The sequence below is a fragment of the Sporosarcina sp. ACRSL genome, from assembly GCF_022346605.1.
Taxonomy (GTDB): domain Bacteria; phylum Bacillota; class Bacilli; order Bacillales_A; family Planococcaceae; genus Sporosarcina.
Genome location: NZ_JAKRNT010000005.1, coordinates 59,370 through 77,479 on the forward strand (window position 1 = coordinate 59,370; position 18,110 = coordinate 77,479).

Annotated in this window: 12 protein-coding genes; all 12 read left to right on the forward strand. The window is 46.0% G+C overall.

The annotated features are described in order from the left end of the window. Positions 1–11: 11 nt before the first annotated feature. The 12 genes from murQ to MHZ92_RS08830 all read left to right on the forward strand — a co-directional run bounded on the left by murQ (position 12) and on the right by MHZ92_RS08830 (position 18,104). Positions 12–926 carry an N-acetylmuramic acid 6-phosphate etherase gene (gene murQ / locus MHZ92_RS08775; protein ID WP_239431305.1) on the forward strand — a complete coding sequence of 305 codons (915 nt, stop codon included), beginning with the start codon at positions 12–14 and terminating at the stop codon, positions 924–926. Between the two features lie 5 nt (positions 927–931). Next, positions 932–1,879 carry a GNAT family N-acetyltransferase gene (locus MHZ92_RS08780; protein WP_239431306.1) on the forward strand — a complete coding sequence of 316 codons (948 nt, stop codon included), beginning with the start codon at positions 932–934 and terminating at the stop codon, positions 1,877–1,879. 18 nt (positions 1,880–1,897) lie between these two features. Continuing rightward, positions 1,898–2,776, forward strand: coding sequence for a MurR/RpiR family transcriptional regulator (locus MHZ92_RS08785; RefSeq protein WP_239431307.1), 879 nt, complete (start codon positions 1,898–1,900; stop codon positions 2,774–2,776). A gap of 8 nt (positions 2,777–2,784) precedes the next feature. Beyond that, a complete protein-coding gene (gene nagA, locus MHZ92_RS08790; protein ID WP_370644677.1) occupies positions 2,785–3,963 on the forward strand; it encodes an N-acetylglucosamine-6-phosphate deacetylase in 1,179 nt (392 codons plus the stop codon). Between the two features lie 17 nt (positions 3,964–3,980). After that, positions 3,981–5,078 (forward strand): ABC transporter ATP-binding protein, encoded by a 1,098-nt coding sequence (locus MHZ92_RS08795; protein ID WP_239431309.1) that lies wholly within the window; start codon positions 3,981–3,983, stop codon positions 5,076–5,078. Between the two features lie 620 nt (positions 5,079–5,698). Beyond that, positions 5,699–7,438 carry an AAA family ATPase gene (locus tag MHZ92_RS08800; RefSeq protein WP_239431310.1) on the forward strand — a complete coding sequence of 580 codons (1,740 nt, stop codon included), beginning with the start codon at positions 5,699–5,701 and terminating at the stop codon, positions 7,436–7,438. A gap of 461 nt (positions 7,439–7,899) precedes the next feature. Further along, complete coding sequence (locus MHZ92_RS08805) at positions 7,900–12,423, forward strand: endonuclease (RefSeq protein WP_239431311.1); 4,524 nt, start codon at positions 7,900–7,902, stop codon at positions 12,421–12,423. A 466-nt stretch (positions 12,424–12,889) separates the two neighbouring features. Then, entirely contained in the window at positions 12,890–13,687 is a 798-nt protein-coding gene (gene cpaB / locus MHZ92_RS08810) for a Flp pilus assembly protein CpaB (protein WP_239431312.1), read from the forward strand. A 33-nt stretch (positions 13,688–13,720) separates the two neighbouring features. After that, positions 13,721–14,884, forward strand: coding sequence for an AAA family ATPase (locus MHZ92_RS08815; RefSeq protein ID WP_239431313.1), 1,164 nt, complete (start codon positions 13,721–13,723; stop codon positions 14,882–14,884). A gap of 13 nt (positions 14,885–14,897) precedes the next feature. Continuing rightward, positions 14,898–16,247 carry a CpaF family protein gene (locus MHZ92_RS08820; RefSeq protein WP_239431314.1) on the forward strand — a complete coding sequence of 450 codons (1,350 nt, stop codon included), beginning with the start codon at positions 14,898–14,900 and terminating at the stop codon, positions 16,245–16,247. Then, complete coding sequence (locus MHZ92_RS08825) at positions 16,241–17,167, forward strand: type II secretion system F family protein (RefSeq protein WP_239431315.1); 927 nt, start codon at positions 16,241–16,243, stop codon at positions 17,165–17,167. Before MHZ92_RS08820 ends, MHZ92_RS08825 begins: the two co-directional genes overlap by 7 nt. Before the next feature lie 4 nt (positions 17,168–17,171). Next, on the forward strand, positions 17,172–18,104 hold the full coding sequence (locus tag MHZ92_RS08830; protein ID WP_239431316.1) for a type II secretion system F family protein: 933 nt from the start codon (positions 17,172–17,174) through the stop codon (positions 18,102–18,104). The last annotated feature ends 6 nt before the right edge of the window (positions 18,105–18,110 follow it).

Consider the following 18,110-nt stretch of genomic DNA (forward strand, 5'->3'; position numbering starts at 1 on the left):
GAAGGCGGACGATGGAAAAATTATCACTTCTGACGACTGAACGATCCAATCCGAAGACGTCGCGGTTGGATGAAATGTCAATCGAGGACATACTGAAAACGATGAATGACGAGGATCAGACCGTTGCCCTAGCTGTCCGGCAAGTGATCTCGCAAATTGAAAAGACGGTAGAAAAAGTGGTGGAAGCGTTTAAAAACGGCGGCAGGCTTCTATATATCGGTGCGGGGACGAGTGGAAGGATCGGCGTCATGGACGCGGTCGAATGCCCACCGACGTTTGGCACTTCCCCCGATCTCGTGAAGGCGATTTTGGCGGGCGGCGAAGGGGCGATGTATCATGCTGTTGAAGGGGCAGAGGATGATGAAGCACTAGGTGCGAAGGATGTAGAGGACTTACAAATTACCAAGCACGATGTCATCATCGGCATTGCTGCAAGCGGTAGGACGCCTTACGTAAAGGGAGCGCTGATGTACGCAAAAAACCGCGGCGCGACGACTGTCAGTCTATCCAACAATGAAAACTCGCTTATTAGCAACTACGCAGACATTCCAATTGAAGTCATTACCGGTCCGGAAGTATTGACTGGCTCCACCCGGTTACGGGCAGCAACTTCCCATAAATTGATTTTAAATATGATATCGACGACAGCGATGGTCAAGACGGGCAAAGTGTATCAAAACTTGATGGTCGATTTGAATGCAAGCAATTTTAAATTGCGCGAGCGTGCAAAAAAGATGGTTTGCACGATTACGGAATTGGATGAAGAAAAAGCGGAGTTCGTATTGAAACAGACTGGGTACGATGTGAAGCTTGCGATCGTTATGATCCTAGCGGAAGTCGATAAAGAATCGGCTCGAGCTTTCATTGAAGTAGCGGAGGGATTCGTAGGGAAAGCCGTAAAACTCGCTTCAAGGAAAGAAGGGTGATCATCATGTTTCGGACGTTTCAAAATGGAGATGAAATAGGAATTGTTGAACTGTGGAACGCTGTCCTGCTCCATGACCCTATCAATCAAAAGCGCTTTCGGACACAAGTGCTGCTCGATGCAAATTTCGACCCGGAAGGATTGATTGTCGTTGTTGACGGAGATCGGATAATTGGAGCGATGTTAGCAATCACACGAAAGCTGCCGATGATGGGGGCCGATCTTGAACCGGATAACGGATGGATCACCTTTTTCTTGGTACATCCTGACGTAGGAAGGCAAGGGGTCGGATGTGGACTGATGGAAAGGACGTTTGATTACATCCGGAAACAAGGGGCGAAGAAAGTGTTCTTCTCCTCTTATGCACCGAATTATTTCTTACCAGGAATTGACGAGTCAGCTTATCCTGCAGGGTTCAACTTCCTTCAGAAGGTTGGGTTCAAGCGCGCCTATTCACCGGTTGCTATGCATCGGGCGTTGACGGATTACGTATATCCAGAATCGGTGAAGGCAGTGAAAAAGGAGCGGGAGCTAGAAGGATATGTATTTGAAACTGTTCAAGACGGTGATTTGCCTGCTGTCATCCGGTTCGCAAATACTGACTTCAATCCGGACTGGGGCAGGGCAATTCGCGAAGGTTTATTGCAAGGGCTTGATCCTTCTCAAGTTCTCATTGCCAAAAAGGAAGGAAAAATCGTCGGGTTTGCGATGTATGGAGGGTACGAAGGGATTCGGGAACGTTTCGGTCCTTTCGGAGTCGATGATAGTGAGCAAGGAAAAGGGCTCGGGAAGGTTTTATTACACGAAGCCCTTCATTCCATGAAACAAAGGACGATCCAAGGAGCCTGGTTCCTCTGGACGAGTGAAAAGAGCTCAGCAGGGCATTTATATTTGAAAAATGGATTCAAAACGTACCGGACATTTCATGTTATGGTTAAGGAACTAACAGATTAAACAAGTGGAGGGATGGAGATGGCGATAGCGAGCGGCGGCTTAGTGCTGCTGAAAGAAATGAGGCATTTGCTCCCTCCTTCGGAACAAAAAATTGCCGACTATATTTTGGCGAACCCGCAAGATATTGTGACGATGACTGTTTCGGAGCTAGGGGAAGTGAGCCAAACGAGCGGAGCTGCCGTTACGAGGCTATGCAAATCATTGCAATTGAAAGGCTTCCAAGAATTAAAGTTACGTATTAACGGCGATCTTGGACGGAAGCTGGAAATTACGACACGAGATATCCAACCGAATGAGCCGGTCGCGACGACGATTCAAAAAGTGACGGAACATGCCATCCATACGTTGTTGGAAACCGCTGAATTGCTCGATACGAAACAGTTGGAGCGTGCGGTCGACGCGATTGTTCAGGCGAAAAATATCCACTTTTTCGGCGTGGGTGCTTCAGGAATAGCCGCAATTGATGCGCAGCAGAAATTTTTGCGGATTCATAAAGCGTCCACGGTGAGCACGGATTTACATATGGGAGCAACGATCATGGCAAATGTCGACGCAGAGGATGTCGTTGTCGGTATTTCGTTCTCGGGCGCGACGTACGAAGTAGGAAAAATTCTCGAACTCGCTCAGGCGAACGGAGCGACAACGATCAGCTTAACGAAGTTTGGCCAAACACCGATCTCCCAGATTTCAGATATCCAGCTGCACACGTCACCTGCCAAAGAAGCGAATTTGCGAAGTGGAGCAACCTCATCGAGGCTCGCCCAGTTACATGTTATGGACATCCTTTTCATGTCAGTCGCTTCCAAGCAATTCGATACGACGATCACCTATTTGGATGCCACGCGCGATGCAATCGAAGAGATACAGAACGAAACATTCAAAAAATGGAAGAGATAATTCGGGAGGTGACTGCGTTGACTTCGTTGCTTATTCATAACATCCAAATCGCCATGCCAGACGGAAGTGTGATGGACGGCGAGATAGTCGTGGAAAACGGGAGGATTGTAAATGTATCCAATGAGTCGATCAAGGGATTCAATGGACAGCGATGGGACGGTCAAGGCTGTCTGACTCTTCCCGGATTCATCGATATCCATATCCATGGAGCGGCTGGCGCCGATTTCATGGATGGAACTGTTGAGTCATTTGAAACGATTGCAAATGCATTGCCGAAGGAAGGAACGACTTCATTCCTCGCGACGACGTTGACACAATCGGAAGATGAAATCTCTAAAACTGTTAACGTAGGCAAAAGGTTCATGGAGCAAACGATAAACGGTGCCGAAATGCTCGGTTTTCATTTGGAAGGTCCGTTTATTCATCCAAAACAAGCAGGTGCGCAGCCTGTCGAATATATCCGGAAGCCGTCTTTTGCACTTTTGGAAAGATGGTTTGGCGAAGCGCTCGACAGTTTGAAAGTCGTGACACTCGCTCCGGAATGCGATGAAGGACTGGAAGTGACCCGGCGGCTCGTAGAACGCAATGTTCTCGTTTCCGCAGGTCATACGAAGGCGACTTTCGAAGATATGAGCAATGCTACAGAAGTGGGACTGTCACATCTGACCCATTTCGGAAACGCGATGAGCGGATTGCATCACAGAGAAATCGGAGTCGTTGGTGCCGGATTTTTGCTGAAGCAGCTTCATTGTGAAGTGATTGCAGATGGTATCCATTTATCAGAGGACATGCTGCAGCTTATGTATAAAAAAATAGGACCTGAGCGGATCATCCTTATTACGGATTCGATGCGGGCTAAAGGATTGCTTGACGGATCATATACGTTGGCGGGACAGGATGTGAATGTGACCGGGGCAAAGGCGACGTTGGCAGATGGGACGTTGGCCGGCAGCGTCTTGAAAATGAATGAAGCCGTCCAGACGATGCGGAACGCTGGTGCTGATCTTCCTCACTTGATGAGCATGTCATCCTCTAATGCTGCAAAACGATTAGGCGTGTTTGATCGAAAAGGAAGCATCGAAGTCGGAAAAGATGCTGATCTCGTCTTATTGAATGACGATTTCCAAGTTCGTGCGACGATTTGCAGAGGGATGGTGGGCTATTCCCGTGATGGAAGTTCTAAGTAATTGAGGGGGGATATTCAATGGCAGAGCTGAAATTGACTAATTTGACGAAGGAATATGACAAAGGAGTCGTTGCCGTCAAAGATTTCAATTTGGATATAAAAGATAAGGAGTTCATTGTGTTCGTCGGTCCTTCAGGTTGCGGCAAATCAACGACGCTCCGAATGATTGCGGGACTTGAAGACATTACGGATGGCGATTTTGAAATTGACGGCAAGCGGATGAATGACGTTCCACCAAAAAATCGGGATATTGCAATGGTCTTCCAAAACTATGCGCTCTATCCGCATATGACCGTCTACGAAAATATGGCGTTCAGTTTGAAGCTTCGTAAAGTGAAGAAGAAGGAGATTGAAGCGAAAGTCCAGGAAGCCGCTAAAATATTAGGGTTGGAGGAGTATTTGGATCGTAAGCCGAAAGCGTTGTCGGGCGGACAGCGCCAACGTGTAGCGTTAGGCCGTGCGATTGTAAGGGATGCGAAGATCTTCCTCATGGATGAACCGCTCTCCAATTTGGACGCAAAGCTCCGGGTGCAAATGCGCGCCGAAATCCAAAAATTGCATAGACGTCTTCAAACGACGACAATCTACGTGACCCACGACCAGACGGAAGCGATGACGATGGCGACACGACTTGTCGTCATGAAAGATGGATACATCCAGCAAGTCGGTACGCCGAAAGAAGTATATGATTATCCTCGAAATGTCTTTGTCGGCGGCTTCATCGGATCACCAGCCATGAACTTCTTCAAAGGGCATATGACGGAAGAAGGCTTTATGATAGGAGATACTAAGGTTTTTGTTCCTGTGGGAAAACGCGAAATGCTTGAAGGGAAAGGGTATGCTAGGAAGGAATTGATCTTGGGCGTCCGTCCAGAAGATATTTATACGAAAGCTTCCGATATCGAATCTAATGGACAGGCGACATTCCAGGCAACGATCGAAGTGGCGGAGCTGATGGGGGCTGAAACATATTTGTACGCCACGCTGAACGGCTCCGACTTCATCGCAAGAATCGATTCGGACACGTCAATCCGTCCGTCAGATACCATTCCGCTCGCGTTTGACATGGAAAAGGCGCATTTCTTCGATGCTGAAACGGAAGAACGTATTTATTAAGTGAATTGGAAAAGGGCTGCTCTCATTTAGAGAAGCAGCCCTTATTATAGTAACTTTTATTGTTGAAGTTTTATGTGATCGAAAGCTCCGGTAAGCCGGACTTTATTAAAAAATGATCAATGCCGCGGTATTGTTCCACTGGATGTCTTCTATCCTTAAGCAACGCAAGCCCTACCAACTCTTGCGTCCTTGCGACCCTTTAGCCGCGCCAGTGTGAATAAGTGTCCTCAAAAACAGTACGTAGAATGCCATGTCAAGTTAAAAGTTACTATGGCGTTAACTCAACTATTATAGCATAGGTGAAGATAAATGGCAAGACCGAATGTTTCAAATGTCCTTTCGAACGATGCATGCGTGTTTTCGTTGGTAAACTGCATATTTCCCGGGGAATATACATTTTTCGACAAGCTGTCGTGTGCTAATGAACAATTGGAGAAAATATCTTTAATTAACAAAATATAATGTTTTTATGCTGTGATAAACAAATAGAAGTATAAAAAACCAACAAGCAAGCCAGTTAGCGCGATATAATTGTCATAGTTTCTATATCTTTCTTGTTGTTTAACAGGCTCTAAATATTATATAATAATAGCATCTTTCTTAAGGGAGTTGGGGATGGCTTGAAGCCTAATTCAAAATTTGCAACGAAGATTGTCGTCCTTGTCGTTTTGGTCATTGGAATTGCTACAAGTGTCGGGTTGGTTCTCTCGGGTGCAAATAAAGGAATGAATGTGACGTTTTCGGAATTTGAGAAGACGATCCAGGCTCAAGAAGGTCAGCAACTATCTTTGAAGGAGAAAGCTGATGGCACATTGCATCTCGAGACGAATGATGGACTGTATGTAACACAAGTCCGTCCACAAAGCCAGCTCGCAGAACAACTAGTTGAAAAATACAACCTTTCATATACATTTGCCGATGCGAGCCAATATAGTGGTCTGATCATCGGTGGTTTGATTCTCGCATCGTTTTTGACTTTGGTCATTCTTCATAAAAAAGGGAAGCTTGGGGTCGGCGTGTCTTCGATGAAAAACGGAGCATCGAAATCGACTCCACTTCCTGACATTACGCTTAATGACATTGGTGGACTTCCGGAAGAGATGAAGGAAGAGATCCATCAGACATTGTCGATTATTAAAGATCCGAAACGGGCAACACAAGTCGGAATTCGGGCACCAAAAGGGATTCTTCTATATGGGCCTCCAGGAACCGGGAAGACATTGCTCGCACAGGCGATTGCTCGTGAAATTGGTGCAACGTTCTATTCGTCAAGCGGATCCGCCTTTACGGAATTATTTGTCGGCGTCGGTGCTTCACGTGTGCGGACATTATTCCAAAATGCCCGAAAATCTAGACCGGCTGTCATCTTTATCGATGAAGTCGATGCGCTAGCAGGCAAGCGAAAAGAGCATGGCGGTGAAGAGTCCGAGAAGACATTAACGGAGCTGCTCGTTCAACTGGACGGCGGCAACGATAATGACGGGATTCTTTTCATCGCAGCAACAAACAGGAAGGATATGCTCGATGACGCGTTCCTTCGTCCCGGACGTATTGATTATACGTTTAATGTTCCGCTTCCTGATACGCATGGACGTCGTGAAATTATCGACATTCATACGAAAGGCCGCCTTCTTGCGGATGAAGTGTATGCTTCATTGGATGTATTGGCAGAAAGCACATCTGGATTTTCCGGCGCGGAGCTTAGCTCTTTATTTGAAACAGCTAGCAAGCGGGCAATTCGTGATGGCCGTGAAGAAATTGGAAAAGGAGACCTCGATTTCGCAATCGACCGGACAATCCTTGGCAGCACTTCACGTACGTTGAATGATCCTGATACGAAAAGAAGGGTCGCGATTCATGAAGCTGGCCACGCATTAGTCGCAGCGATCACAAAACCGGGATCCGTCAGAAAAGCGACGATCATTCCACGTGGACAAGCGCTCGGATACGTAGCGCCGATTCAGAAAGAACTCCATCTACAGACAGCAAGTGAGCTACTCGACCAAGTGAGCATGATTCTTGCAGGAGGCGTCGCGGAGCGGTTGTACCTCGGCGAGCACAGTATCGGCGTCAGCGGTGATGTACAGCAGGCGAAGGATATCATCGAACGGATGGTCGACACAGGTTTGCTTCAAGATGGATTTACACTGACGTTCAATAAAGGTGAAAAAGAATTAAAAATGCAAGCAATTTTTAATGTGGCATTACAGAAAACCGAAGAACTAATTCAGGAAAATGCCTCGCAATTTGAGGAATTGGTCAATGTGTTATTCCAAAAAGAAACTTTGGATGGCACTGAAGTTCAGGAAATCGTTGACCGCAAAGAGACGAAAGTCGAAGAGATAGTAGTTATTGTTTAATGGAAACACTCCTTAGTCCAATTGGGCTAGGGAGTTTTTTTGTGGGATGAAAAATCTTTGCGCAACACAATAAAGTAAGGCCGCAACACAATGAAAGTGCGGCGTAACAAAATCAAAGTCTGTCGCAACACAATGAACTAGGCGTAACACAATCAAAGTAGGTTGTAACACAAACAAACTCCGTTGCTACACAATCAAGCTGCCATGCAACACAATCAACGCACTTCGCAACACAACCAATCACTATAACTATTCTCATGCATCCTTTCTGAAAAAACGTGTCGAAAGTTTGATGGAAAAGTCGGAAAATATTACAAAAAGTCGCATAGCCACGCCGTGGGAGCAATGCTACGATAGGTATGAAATCTAGCAATCTACTAATTTAATTTAGAAAGGGAGCGGTTCTCGGACAATCTTCACGCAGTTCACCTTAATTTCATTAATGGAAGGAGATTGGTTTCATGCGGAGTAAGAGATGGAAGAAGCGCTTGAACGGTTTTCTGGCGGCTGGATTAGCTGTAACAATGGTAATACCATCAATCCCTGCAGTGGCAAAAGCTGAGGCAGTTGCATCGGATCTATTCATTTCCGAGTATGTGGAGGGTAGCAGTTTCAATAAGGCTATCGAGTTATACAATGGAACGGGACAAGCTGTCAATCTAAGTAACTACAAGTTGGAGTTGTATTCTAACGGTGCATCAACTGCTTCTCAGACACTGTCATTATCGGGGACGCTGAATAACGGCGAGACGTATGTTTTGTATCATAAGGATGCCGTAGATGCAATAAAGAATAAAGGTAATCTCGAGAATACTACTGTCATTAACTTTAACGGCGATGATGCTCTCGTCCTCAAAAACAATGGAGTCGTCATCGATTCATTTGGACAAGTCGGAGCCCGCATCAATTGGGGGGAAAATGTAACGCTTGTCCGGAAGGCTTCGGTTACGACTGGTGATTCAAATCCGGGTGATGCATTTAACCGTGACCTTGAATGGAATCTCCACCCGCAGGACACATTCACTTATTTAGGTTCGCATGAGATGGATGGAACTCCTGGCGATCCCGAAGATCCCGAAGATCCAAGTAATATTGTACCGATAGGCGAGGCACGCACAAAGGCACTTGGGGAAACCGTGACAATCAAAGGAACTATTGCCGCTAAATTGAAAAATACGATTTCCGTACAGGACGGAACAGGCGGAATTGCTGTTCGGCCAACTAGCTTGAATGTCCAGATCGGCGATGAGGTCACATTGACCGGTAAACTCGCTGAATTCCGAGGATTATTGCAGTTGGATGGTGCCACAATCGTTGAAGTGACGGAAGGTGTAGGTGCTCCGGAACCTGTCGTCATTACCGGCTCGGAAGTTGGTGAGGAGTTGGAATCGCAGCTCGTCACTGTTCATAACACGATCTTAACAGATGTATCAACGGGCAGTGGCTGGGCGAATTATTTGGCGAATGATGGAACTGGTGATTTCATCGTCCGTGATGAGTTAGCATCCTTAGGTCTCTCAGTTGGGACAGCTTATGATTCGATCACCGGAATTGTCCAGCAGTTCGAAAACGATTATCAGATCATTCCTCGTTCCACGGTGGATATTATCGTTGACAGTTCTGTCATCCAGCCGGTCGTGGCGAGTCCAGGTAGTGGCACGTTCGTAGGCAATGTGCAAGTTTCATTGACGACGAGTACGCCTGGAGCGGAAATCTTCTATACATTGGACGAAACAGATCCGATTGATAATGGGTCAACATATGCATCGCCAATTAATATCAACGAAGACACGACAGTGAAAGCGGTCGTGAAAACGAATGACGGCCGTTTCGGCGAAACAAGTACGTTCACCTATACAATTACAGAAAGTCTACAAATCCATGACATCCAAGGGGAAGGCCATACATCTCCTTTTGACGGTCAAGTGGTTGAAGGTGTTGAAGGGATTGTTACGTATAAATATGAACTGAACGGTTCGACTTATTACCATATCCAAACACCTGACGACAAGCGTGATGGCAATTTGAACACGTCCGAAGCAATCGTCCTTTACAGTGGGAGAGATGCTTGGAACCTTTCTGTAGGCGACCTTGTTTCCGTCACAGGAACGGTGAGCGAGTATGCAATCGATGGGTTTGCGGATCGACAGGAATCAGACTTGAAGACGACGCAAATCAATGTCCGCGACGACCGTGGTGGAAATGTGCAAGTCCTTGAGCGCAACGTTCCGCTTCCAACACCATTCATCATTGATGAAACGAATCTCCCGAAACATGAAATCGCGAGTCCTAATTTTGCTGAATTTGATCCAACAAGATATGCGGCCGATTTCTGGGAGAGCCGTGAAGCGATGCTCGTACAGGTAGGCAATGTGAAGGCTGTAGCACCTCAGGAGCATGGCGACTTAATAACGGTTTTTGAAAATACAAAAACAGAAACGATTCATGGAGGACTTCTTTTGAAAGAAGACGACCTTAATGCGGAGCGTGTTCAATTCCGTCTGGAACCTAACGGGCCGGCACGTGATTTTGAAGTCGCGACAGGCGACCGATTTACGGGTCCGATTACGGGAGTTGTCGGTTATTCATTCCAAAACTACAAGGTTTACACGTCTTTAAGTGATATGCAACAGGCACATTCAAAAGGCAGTTCAGTACCTGAGAAGACGACGATTGTAAAGGATGCAGACAAGCTTACAATTGCTTCTTATAACTTGGAAAACTTCTCGAACAATACAAGTTCAACATCAAATGACAAAGCGAAAAAGTTAGCTAGGGCATTCGTACAAGATATGCAAAATCCTGATATCGTCGGCGTGACAGAAGTACAAGATAATAATGGTCCGAATGCAGGCGATTCCCGTGCGAATGAAAGTTATGAAAGACTTATCCAAGCGATAGTAGATGCGGGCGGAGTCCAGTACGAATATGTCAACATCGACCCAGTGAACAATGCGGATGGGGGACAGCCGAATGCCAATATTCGTGTCGGGTTCCTATACAATCCTGATCGAGTAACACTGATGGAAGGCATTCCGCATGGGGATGCGACGACAGCAGTCGGCTACGAAAATGGCAAGCTGACGCACAATCCAGGACGCATTGCTCCAAATGATCCGGCGTTCAATAGCAGCCGGAAGCCATTAGCGGCACAATTTGATTTCCAAGGCGAATCGGTAATTGTAATTGTAAACCATTGGAATTCAAAAACTGGAGATACACCGTTATTCGGCTCAAAACAGCCTCCGGTCTATGGAAGTGAAGTGCAACGGAAACAGATTGCACAGCTCGTTTATAATTTCATTTCTGAAATTAAAACAGAAAACCCGGATGCGAATATCGTCTCAGTCGGAGACTTCAATGACTTCCAATTTGCAGAGGCATTGAAAATCCATGAAGGCAGTCTCATGACGAATATGATCAATTATGTCGATGAAGCCGACCGTTATTCGTATGTCTATCAAGGAAACTCGCAAGTGCTCGACCATATTTTAGTGTCGAACAATCTGGTGGATCAAACAGAAATCGACATTTTGCACATTAACGCGGATTTCACGGACATGGCGGGACGTGCAAGCGACCATGATCCAGTGATGGTGCAAATCGGATTTGGAGCACCTGTCGTTTGGGAACCTGTTCCAATCAAAAAAGAGTACAAGCTCATCAATGAACATAAAAAACAGGTGATGATTGCTGAACCGAGTGTCTCTGTCTACATGGACGGACAATCATCATTGAAAGATGGCATGTACTTGAAAGGCGATTATGCCGAACTGACAGGTGAAGGGTTCAAAACGAATACCGTCATCCTGCAGCCTAAGAAAAAAGGTTTGATCGTCGATATGAAAGGCACCGAAATGGGTCATGTCATTATCGAAGGATCGAATCCTCTCGAAATTAGAGGGGCTGAAAACATTAAGAAAATTGACTTTGTCAAAGGGGCAGACTCTTCTAAGGTCATTTTCTACAACTCGAAAGGAAAGCGCATCAACGTGCCGACGGTGAATAATGCACCAGTCATCACGAAGCCAATCGCAAATCAACAAGCGAAAGCCGGAGAGACAATATCAATCGTCCTCTCCGAACATTTCAGCGATCCGGACGGCGATAAGCTGACGTATTCTGCAACGAAAGGGACGATTGATCTTACTCGGAACGTTCTGAACTTGGAATTGGAAGAAGGCAGCCATATTGTCGGTGTAACGGCGTCTGACGGAGATAAATCTGTAACTGCAAGTTTCTCGGTTGTCGTCACGAAAGCGGAAGTGCCAGCTGACGGCTACTATAAAAATGCGATCGGTAAGGAAGGACAGGCATTGAAAGCTGCTCTTCACGACATCATTTCGAACCATCGTCAGTTGTCCTATTCGGAAGTATGGGAAGCGCTAAGGGAGACGGATGAAGATCCGAACAACCCGAATAATGTCATCTTGTTGTATTCTGGTGAATCCCGCTCGAAAGATCGGAACGGCGGAAATGTAGGCGACTGGAACCGGGAGCATGTATGGGCGCAATCACACGGCAATTTCGGTACGAGCAAAGGACCTGGAACGGACATCCATCATTTACGTCCAAGTGATGTCCAAGTGAACAGCTCACGCGGAAACTTGGACTTCGACACTGGTGGAACTCCAGTGAAGGGCTGTGATGGATGCTTTAGAACGGCGAATTCCTGGGAGCCGCCCGATCGTGTGAAAGGCGACGTAGCACGGATGCTGTTCTATATGGCAACTCGTTACGAAGCGGGCGACCGCGTGGATTTGGAGTTGAATGACCTAGTGAACAACGGCAGCAAGCCATTCCACGGAAAGCTTTCCACTTTACTCGAATGGCATGAACTAGATCCGGTCGACGAGTTTGAAATGAACCGCAATAATGTGATCGAACGAATTCAAGGAAACCGGAACCCTTTCATCGACCATCCGGAATGGGGGAAGTCAATCTGGAAGAAAATAGATTCTAGTGACCTGAAAAAAGCATCATAATGAAAATAAGACCAGAGGAGGAGCAATTCACCTTTGGTCTTCATCTATAAGTACTTATCCTACATATTTTTCCTACATCATTCCTACAAAACAACTCTATATTCATGCTCCTATTATACGAAACAAGCAACCTAGCTAGCATTACCATAGTCTTGAAATCAAATATCTCAAATTCCAGATTTTCAAATTATGGAAAATGATTCATAAGTTGTGAATGGCAATAGAAAATATGATTTTTTACCTTAATTTTCCCTCTAGGACCACTCATAAAATGCCTCTGTAAAAACAAGATTCAATAGCTGCTTCCCTTTAGTCCAATGACTAATGACTCAGGTTGGTTTGGGCTTGTTTGTCACGGTTTTGACATACAATTCTTGCAGTGATATTAATAATGAAGATAGGAGACTATTAAATGGAAAAGAGAGCGGACAATTTCCGGAGTTCTTAGTATGAAAGAGGGATTGGGATGTTAGAAGCAAAAAGGCGAGCGGCGATTTTTTTAATATTGGCCTTCATATTAGCAGCTGTGACTGGTTATCTCGTGCTAGAAAAGGTCAAAGAGTTGAATGCTGAATTAGGTGGAATGACATCGATTTACATTGCGAAAGGGTCCATCCCTTCCCGCTCACCGATCGAACTTTCGCAAGTAACGAAAATGGATATCCCTAATAAGTTCGTAACGGATAGCCATATTTTGTCCGAAGATGAGTTCGAGCATAAAGTATCCATCGTTCCGTTGAATCCAGGGGACATCATTACAAAAAACATGATTAAGCCGGTATCGAACCTACAAGACGAGAACAATCGTCTCGTGACGATGTACCGAACGGAAAAAACCCAGTTTGACCAAGTACTGACTGCTTTGGATCGAGTCGATATAATCGTCTCGACAAACGACAATGGAAAGAAAAAGACTGAGGTCTTCATGAAAGATGTTTTGGTCGCCTATGCACAAGGAACAAATGAGAGTTTTTCCGGTATCGCGGTAGAAGTGACAGCTGAAGAAGCACCAAGACTCATACATATGCAAAATTACGCAGAACATATCCGCGTACTGAAGGCAAACGTCGGGCAGGCCAACTCATTTGGTGACAAAAACGCATCGACTGGTGGCAAGGAAGAAACAGTCGAAAAGCAAGAACCGAAAGAAGAACCGGCCGGCGAAAAACCCGATAGTAAGGCTACAGCAGAAGAAGGCAATGGAGATACAGCTGAGGAAACGGAAGAATCATCAAATCAGAAATCGGAATCTTCAGATGAATAAAGGTGAACAGTCACTTATCGAAGGGTGAGAAAGTTGGAAAATAAGTTGAATATTATGATCGTCTCCGATGAAGAATCACTTATGTCGCAGTTGAGAACTATTGCAGAGACGCAATCGGAACAGGTCATTGGCGTACGATCAAATGAAGCCGTGAGGGAAATGAACCGTGAAATGGCGCATATCGTCATTTTTGGCCAAACGGATATCGATACATCGGTTGAGGTCGTTCAAATGCTGAAGATGATCAATCCGAATGCGCTCATTCTGTTCATTGCCAATGTTTCGGACTTCGGTGTTCTCCGTAGTATAACGAGAGCCGGAGCGGATGAGTTTTTCGTCTTTCCGGAAGAGGCCGGCATATTCTCAAGCCGGTTCCCGAATATCGTCAAAAGCTATGCAGCGAAGAAGGCGAAAAACGAAGAGTTAGCCACCCACTCTTTTGGTCGTGGAAGAGGAAAAATCATTTCGTTTTATAGCGGGAAAGGAGGGAGCGGATGTTCATTGCTTGCCGCTTCCTTCGCCCAGACGATGAAGCTTGAGTCATCTGCTGAAGTCATTCTCATTGACTTGAACGGGCAGTTCGGTGGTGTTGAAACATTGCTTTCCATTGAATCGAATCGCTCGCTTGCCGACTTGCAGCCCGTCATCGAAGAATTGAACGAAAGTCATATCCGGAACGTTTCCCAAACGCAGGAGCATTCCAAAATGGAAGTACTCATTAGTCCGTGTGATGCGGAAATACTCGAAACACTTGACGAGGAGTTCATCGCAAAGTTGCTACGGACATGTAGGCGCTCATTCGATTACGTTATCGTCGATTTGCCGTCCTCGATAAACGGGCTTGTCGTAACGGCAATGGAGGAGTCGGATAAGATTTATTACGTCCTCACTCCAGACACTCCGTCCTTAAAAATTATGAAGCAATACGAAGAATTGTCGGAGAGGCTTGGGCTTGTCCTGACAAGCAGGATGGAAATCGCCTTGAATAAATTATCGAAGAACTATGAAGTGAAACAGAAAGATTTGAAAAATGTGTTGCGCCACCCAATCATCGCTTCGATAAGGCAAGATACGAAAGGCCTCCAGCCATTTATCAATCAGGGGCAGCCTGTTCGAAAACAGGCCAAGGAGAGGAAACTAATTCCGTTTGCAAAGGATGTCCGGAAATTCGCCCGTCAAGTCGCAAAGCAGCAGTAGGAGGTGGTGAAGGATGAGTTCTTTATTCGAACGGCGTAAAGAGAAGTTGGCAAAAAAGCAATCATCGTATAAGTATGAAAATCACCTTGTGGATGAACTTGTCGATCATTACAAAGCTAGATTGCTAAGGGATACGAACTTAGAGGCGCTCACCCAATTGTCGCAAGGTGAAATGCGTCTCCGAATCGAACAATACGTCTCCCATTTCATGTCCGAAGAGAAAGTGATCATCTCTCGAAATGACAAAGATCTTTTAATAACGAGGATTCTTGACGAAGCGGTCGGATATGGACCACTTGAGCCGCTCATCAAAGATCCAGCAATTACCGAAATTCTCATCAACGGATTCGATGAAGTATATATCGAGAAATCAGGCCGATTAGAAGTGGTGGATGTCGCTTTCAGGGACGACGAACACGTCCGTCATATCGTGGACCGTATCGTCGCTCCTTTAGGGAGACGTATCGATGAAAGCTCCCCAATGGTTGACGCTAGATTGCCAGACGGCAGCCGTGTTAACGCCGTCATCCCGCCTGTCAGTCTGTCAGGGACGTTGGTCTCTATCCGGAAATTCCGGGAAGAGCCATTCCAAATGGAGGATCTGCTTAGCTTCAATTCATTGAATGAAGTAATGGCACGCTTCTTGCAAGGTGTCGTAAAGGCGAAGATGAACACCCTCATTTCAGGAGGTACTGGATCTGGTAAAACGACATTACTGAACGTCGTTGCTGCATCCATTCCTCACGGTGAGCGGGTCATCACGATTGAAGACTCCGCCGAATTGCGCCTCGATCGGCCGAATGTCGTCGGTATGGAAGCGAGACCTGCTAACGTGGAAGGCCGAGGGGAAGTGACAATCCGCAACCTCGTTCGGAACGCGCTCAGGATGCGCCCAGATCGAATCATCGTCGGGGAAGTCCGAAGTGGGGAAGCTTTTGACATGCTTCAAGCGATGAATACGGGGCATGAAGGGTCGTTAACGACCGTCCATGCGAACTCACCTGCTGACGCACTGCGAAGGGTTGAATCGATGGTCATCATGGCGGGCATGGAACTGCCTTCGACCGTCATCAGGGAATATATTGTTGGAGCACTTGACATCATCATCCAGGCGACGCGTCTGACTGATGGGACTCGGAAAATCATCTCCATTTCGGAAGTGCAAAAAAATGAAGAGGATGGAACTTATAGAATCGTTGAGATCTTCAAGTTCAAGCGGACCGGCATGTTGGAAGACGGAACGGTCCTCGGTCACTTTACACCAACCGGTGAAATCCCGGCGTGCCTCGATCGGCTCAAAATCTTCGGCATCCATATGGATAGGTCGGACTTCCGCGTAAAAGAGGAGGTCGCCACATGGTAGAAGCATTAATTGCGGCGGCAACCGTTTTTGTCTTCCTCATCGCAGTCTATTTTATGCTTGATTACCGTAAGTCGAAAAGAGAGTGGCGGAAGGAAGTTGAACAGTTTTACCTCGGCGGGGAAAAGCGGAAAAGCGTCATCGTTCTGATCGGTACAAAATTTGATGAGACGGAGACCGCAAAGGAATTGGAACCGAAGCTTGTCGACGCCAACATCCCGTTCACTCCGTCAGAGTTCATTGGCGCATTAATCGTTGGATATATGGGCATCGTCTTTATGCTCGTTAACATGTTTAAGTTGGCGTTGCTGCCTGCGCTGCTTGTCGCTCTGCTCCTCATCGAAGGAGCGAGAAGACTTCTGTTCCTTCTTAGGAAGAACAAGAAAAAACAAATGCTCATTGATCAGTTGCCGGAAATCTGCCGGATACTTGCCAATTCAACACGATCTGGGATGACGTTGAATCAAGGGATCCAGCTTGTCACACAAGAAATCAATGAGCCCGCAAAAAGCGAATTCAAACGGATGGCCCATGAGCTGTCGTTAGGCATCGAATTTCCTGTAGCTCTTCGGACAATGGAAAGACGGATCGACCATAAGGAATTCCAATTGTTCGCAGCGACGATGCTTATCCAGAAAAAGGCGGGAGGCAACTTATCCGCCGTACTCGATGAAATGAGCCAGACACTGGACGACCGGAAATTGCTCAAACAGGAAGTGAAGACGATGACTGCCGAACAACGGTATGTCTCAACACTAGTTCCGATAATTCCCATCTTCCTGGTGCTGATGATGAACAATATTATCGAAGGCTTCCTTGATCCGTTGTTTACGGGCATCGGTGTGATTTTGTTAGTGTTCTTCCTGTTTGGGACTGTCCTGACTTTTGTCATCGTCAGGAAAATTACGAATATCAGGGTGTGAATGAATGGATGGCATAATTGCATTATTTACCTTCTTAGTTGTTGGGACAATAGGAATCTCGTTACGTGCTTACTATGTGTATTTAAATGAAAAAAGGAACTTACGTGAAGAAATTACCGAGTCAGTCTATATCGAAACATGGACCCGTAAAAAGAAATCGCGAAAAGAGAAAGTGTTTGAAAGGCTTTTCAAATTTGCCGATGATTTTTCCGATCTCGGACAGCGTGTCAACTTCTTCAGTGAAAATGAAGAGGTAAAAAAATACCTTATTCAGGCGGGTCATCCATACGAATTGACGGTTGCCCGTTTCCAAGGGCTGAAAATTTTCATGATGATCGCTGGATTTTTCATCGGAGGGATTTTATTTATCCTCGGATTCCCGTTGTCGCAATTCATGCTCATCCTGATGCCGGTCGCCGGATTTGGAGGAACCGTCCTCTGGCTTAGATCCAAGGCGAAAAAGAGGCAGGAGGAAATTTCGTATCAACTGCCAGATTTCCTTGATACGATGAGCGTCACCTTGCAGGCAGGGGTTGGAATGGACCAGGCGCTTCGTGATATCGTGCATTATTTCGAAGGCCCCGTTAAAGAGGAATTCGGTCGTTTTATTCAGGAATTGAGCGTCGGGGTTCCTAGGTCGGAGGCGTATAGGTCTTTGCTCGAACGGAACGATAGCAAAGAGTTCCAAATACTGATCAAATCATTATTGCAAGGGGAACGCTTAGGTGTTCCGATTGCGGACACGTTTAAACAACAAGCCGAAGAGATGAGGAAGCTAAAGAAAGAATTGATCAAGGAGAAGGCGGCCAAAGCTTCACCGAAAGTGACGTTAGTAACTACTTTCCTCGTGTTGCCTTCTGCCCTCGTACTAATCGGAGGCTTGATGATTATAAATATTTTCAACCAGAACAAAGGGATTTTTGAGTTATTCAATTAAAATACA

Coding starts and splice junctions, on each gene's coding strand:
- MHZ92_RS08825 (WP_239431315.1), top strand. CDS start 16,241: ATGGTAGAAGCATTAATTGCGGCGGCAACCGTTTTTGTCTTCCTCATC.
- MHZ92_RS08780 (WP_239431306.1), top strand. CDS start 932: ATGTTTCGGACGTTTCAAAATGGAGATGAAATAGGAATTGTTGAACTG.
- MHZ92_RS08830 (WP_239431316.1), top strand. CDS start 17,172: ATGGATGGCATAATTGCATTATTTACCTTCTTAGTTGTTGGGACAATA.
- MHZ92_RS08795 (WP_239431309.1), top strand. CDS start 3,981: ATGGCAGAGCTGAAATTGACTAATTTGACGAAGGAATATGACAAAGGA.
- MHZ92_RS08820 (WP_239431314.1), top strand. CDS start 14,898: ATGAGTTCTTTATTCGAACGGCGTAAAGAGAAGTTGGCAAAAAAGCAA.
- MHZ92_RS08805 (WP_239431311.1), top strand. CDS start 7,900: ATGCGGAGTAAGAGATGGAAGAAGCGCTTGAACGGTTTTCTGGCGGCT.
- cpaB (WP_239431312.1), top strand. CDS start 12,890: ATGTTAGAAGCAAAAAGGCGAGCGGCGATTTTTTTAATATTGGCCTTC.
- murQ (WP_239431305.1), top strand. CDS start 12: ATGGAAAAATTATCACTTCTGACGACTGAACGATCCAATCCGAAGACG.
- MHZ92_RS08785 (WP_239431307.1), top strand. CDS start 1,898: ATGGCGATAGCGAGCGGCGGCTTAGTGCTGCTGAAAGAAATGAGGCAT.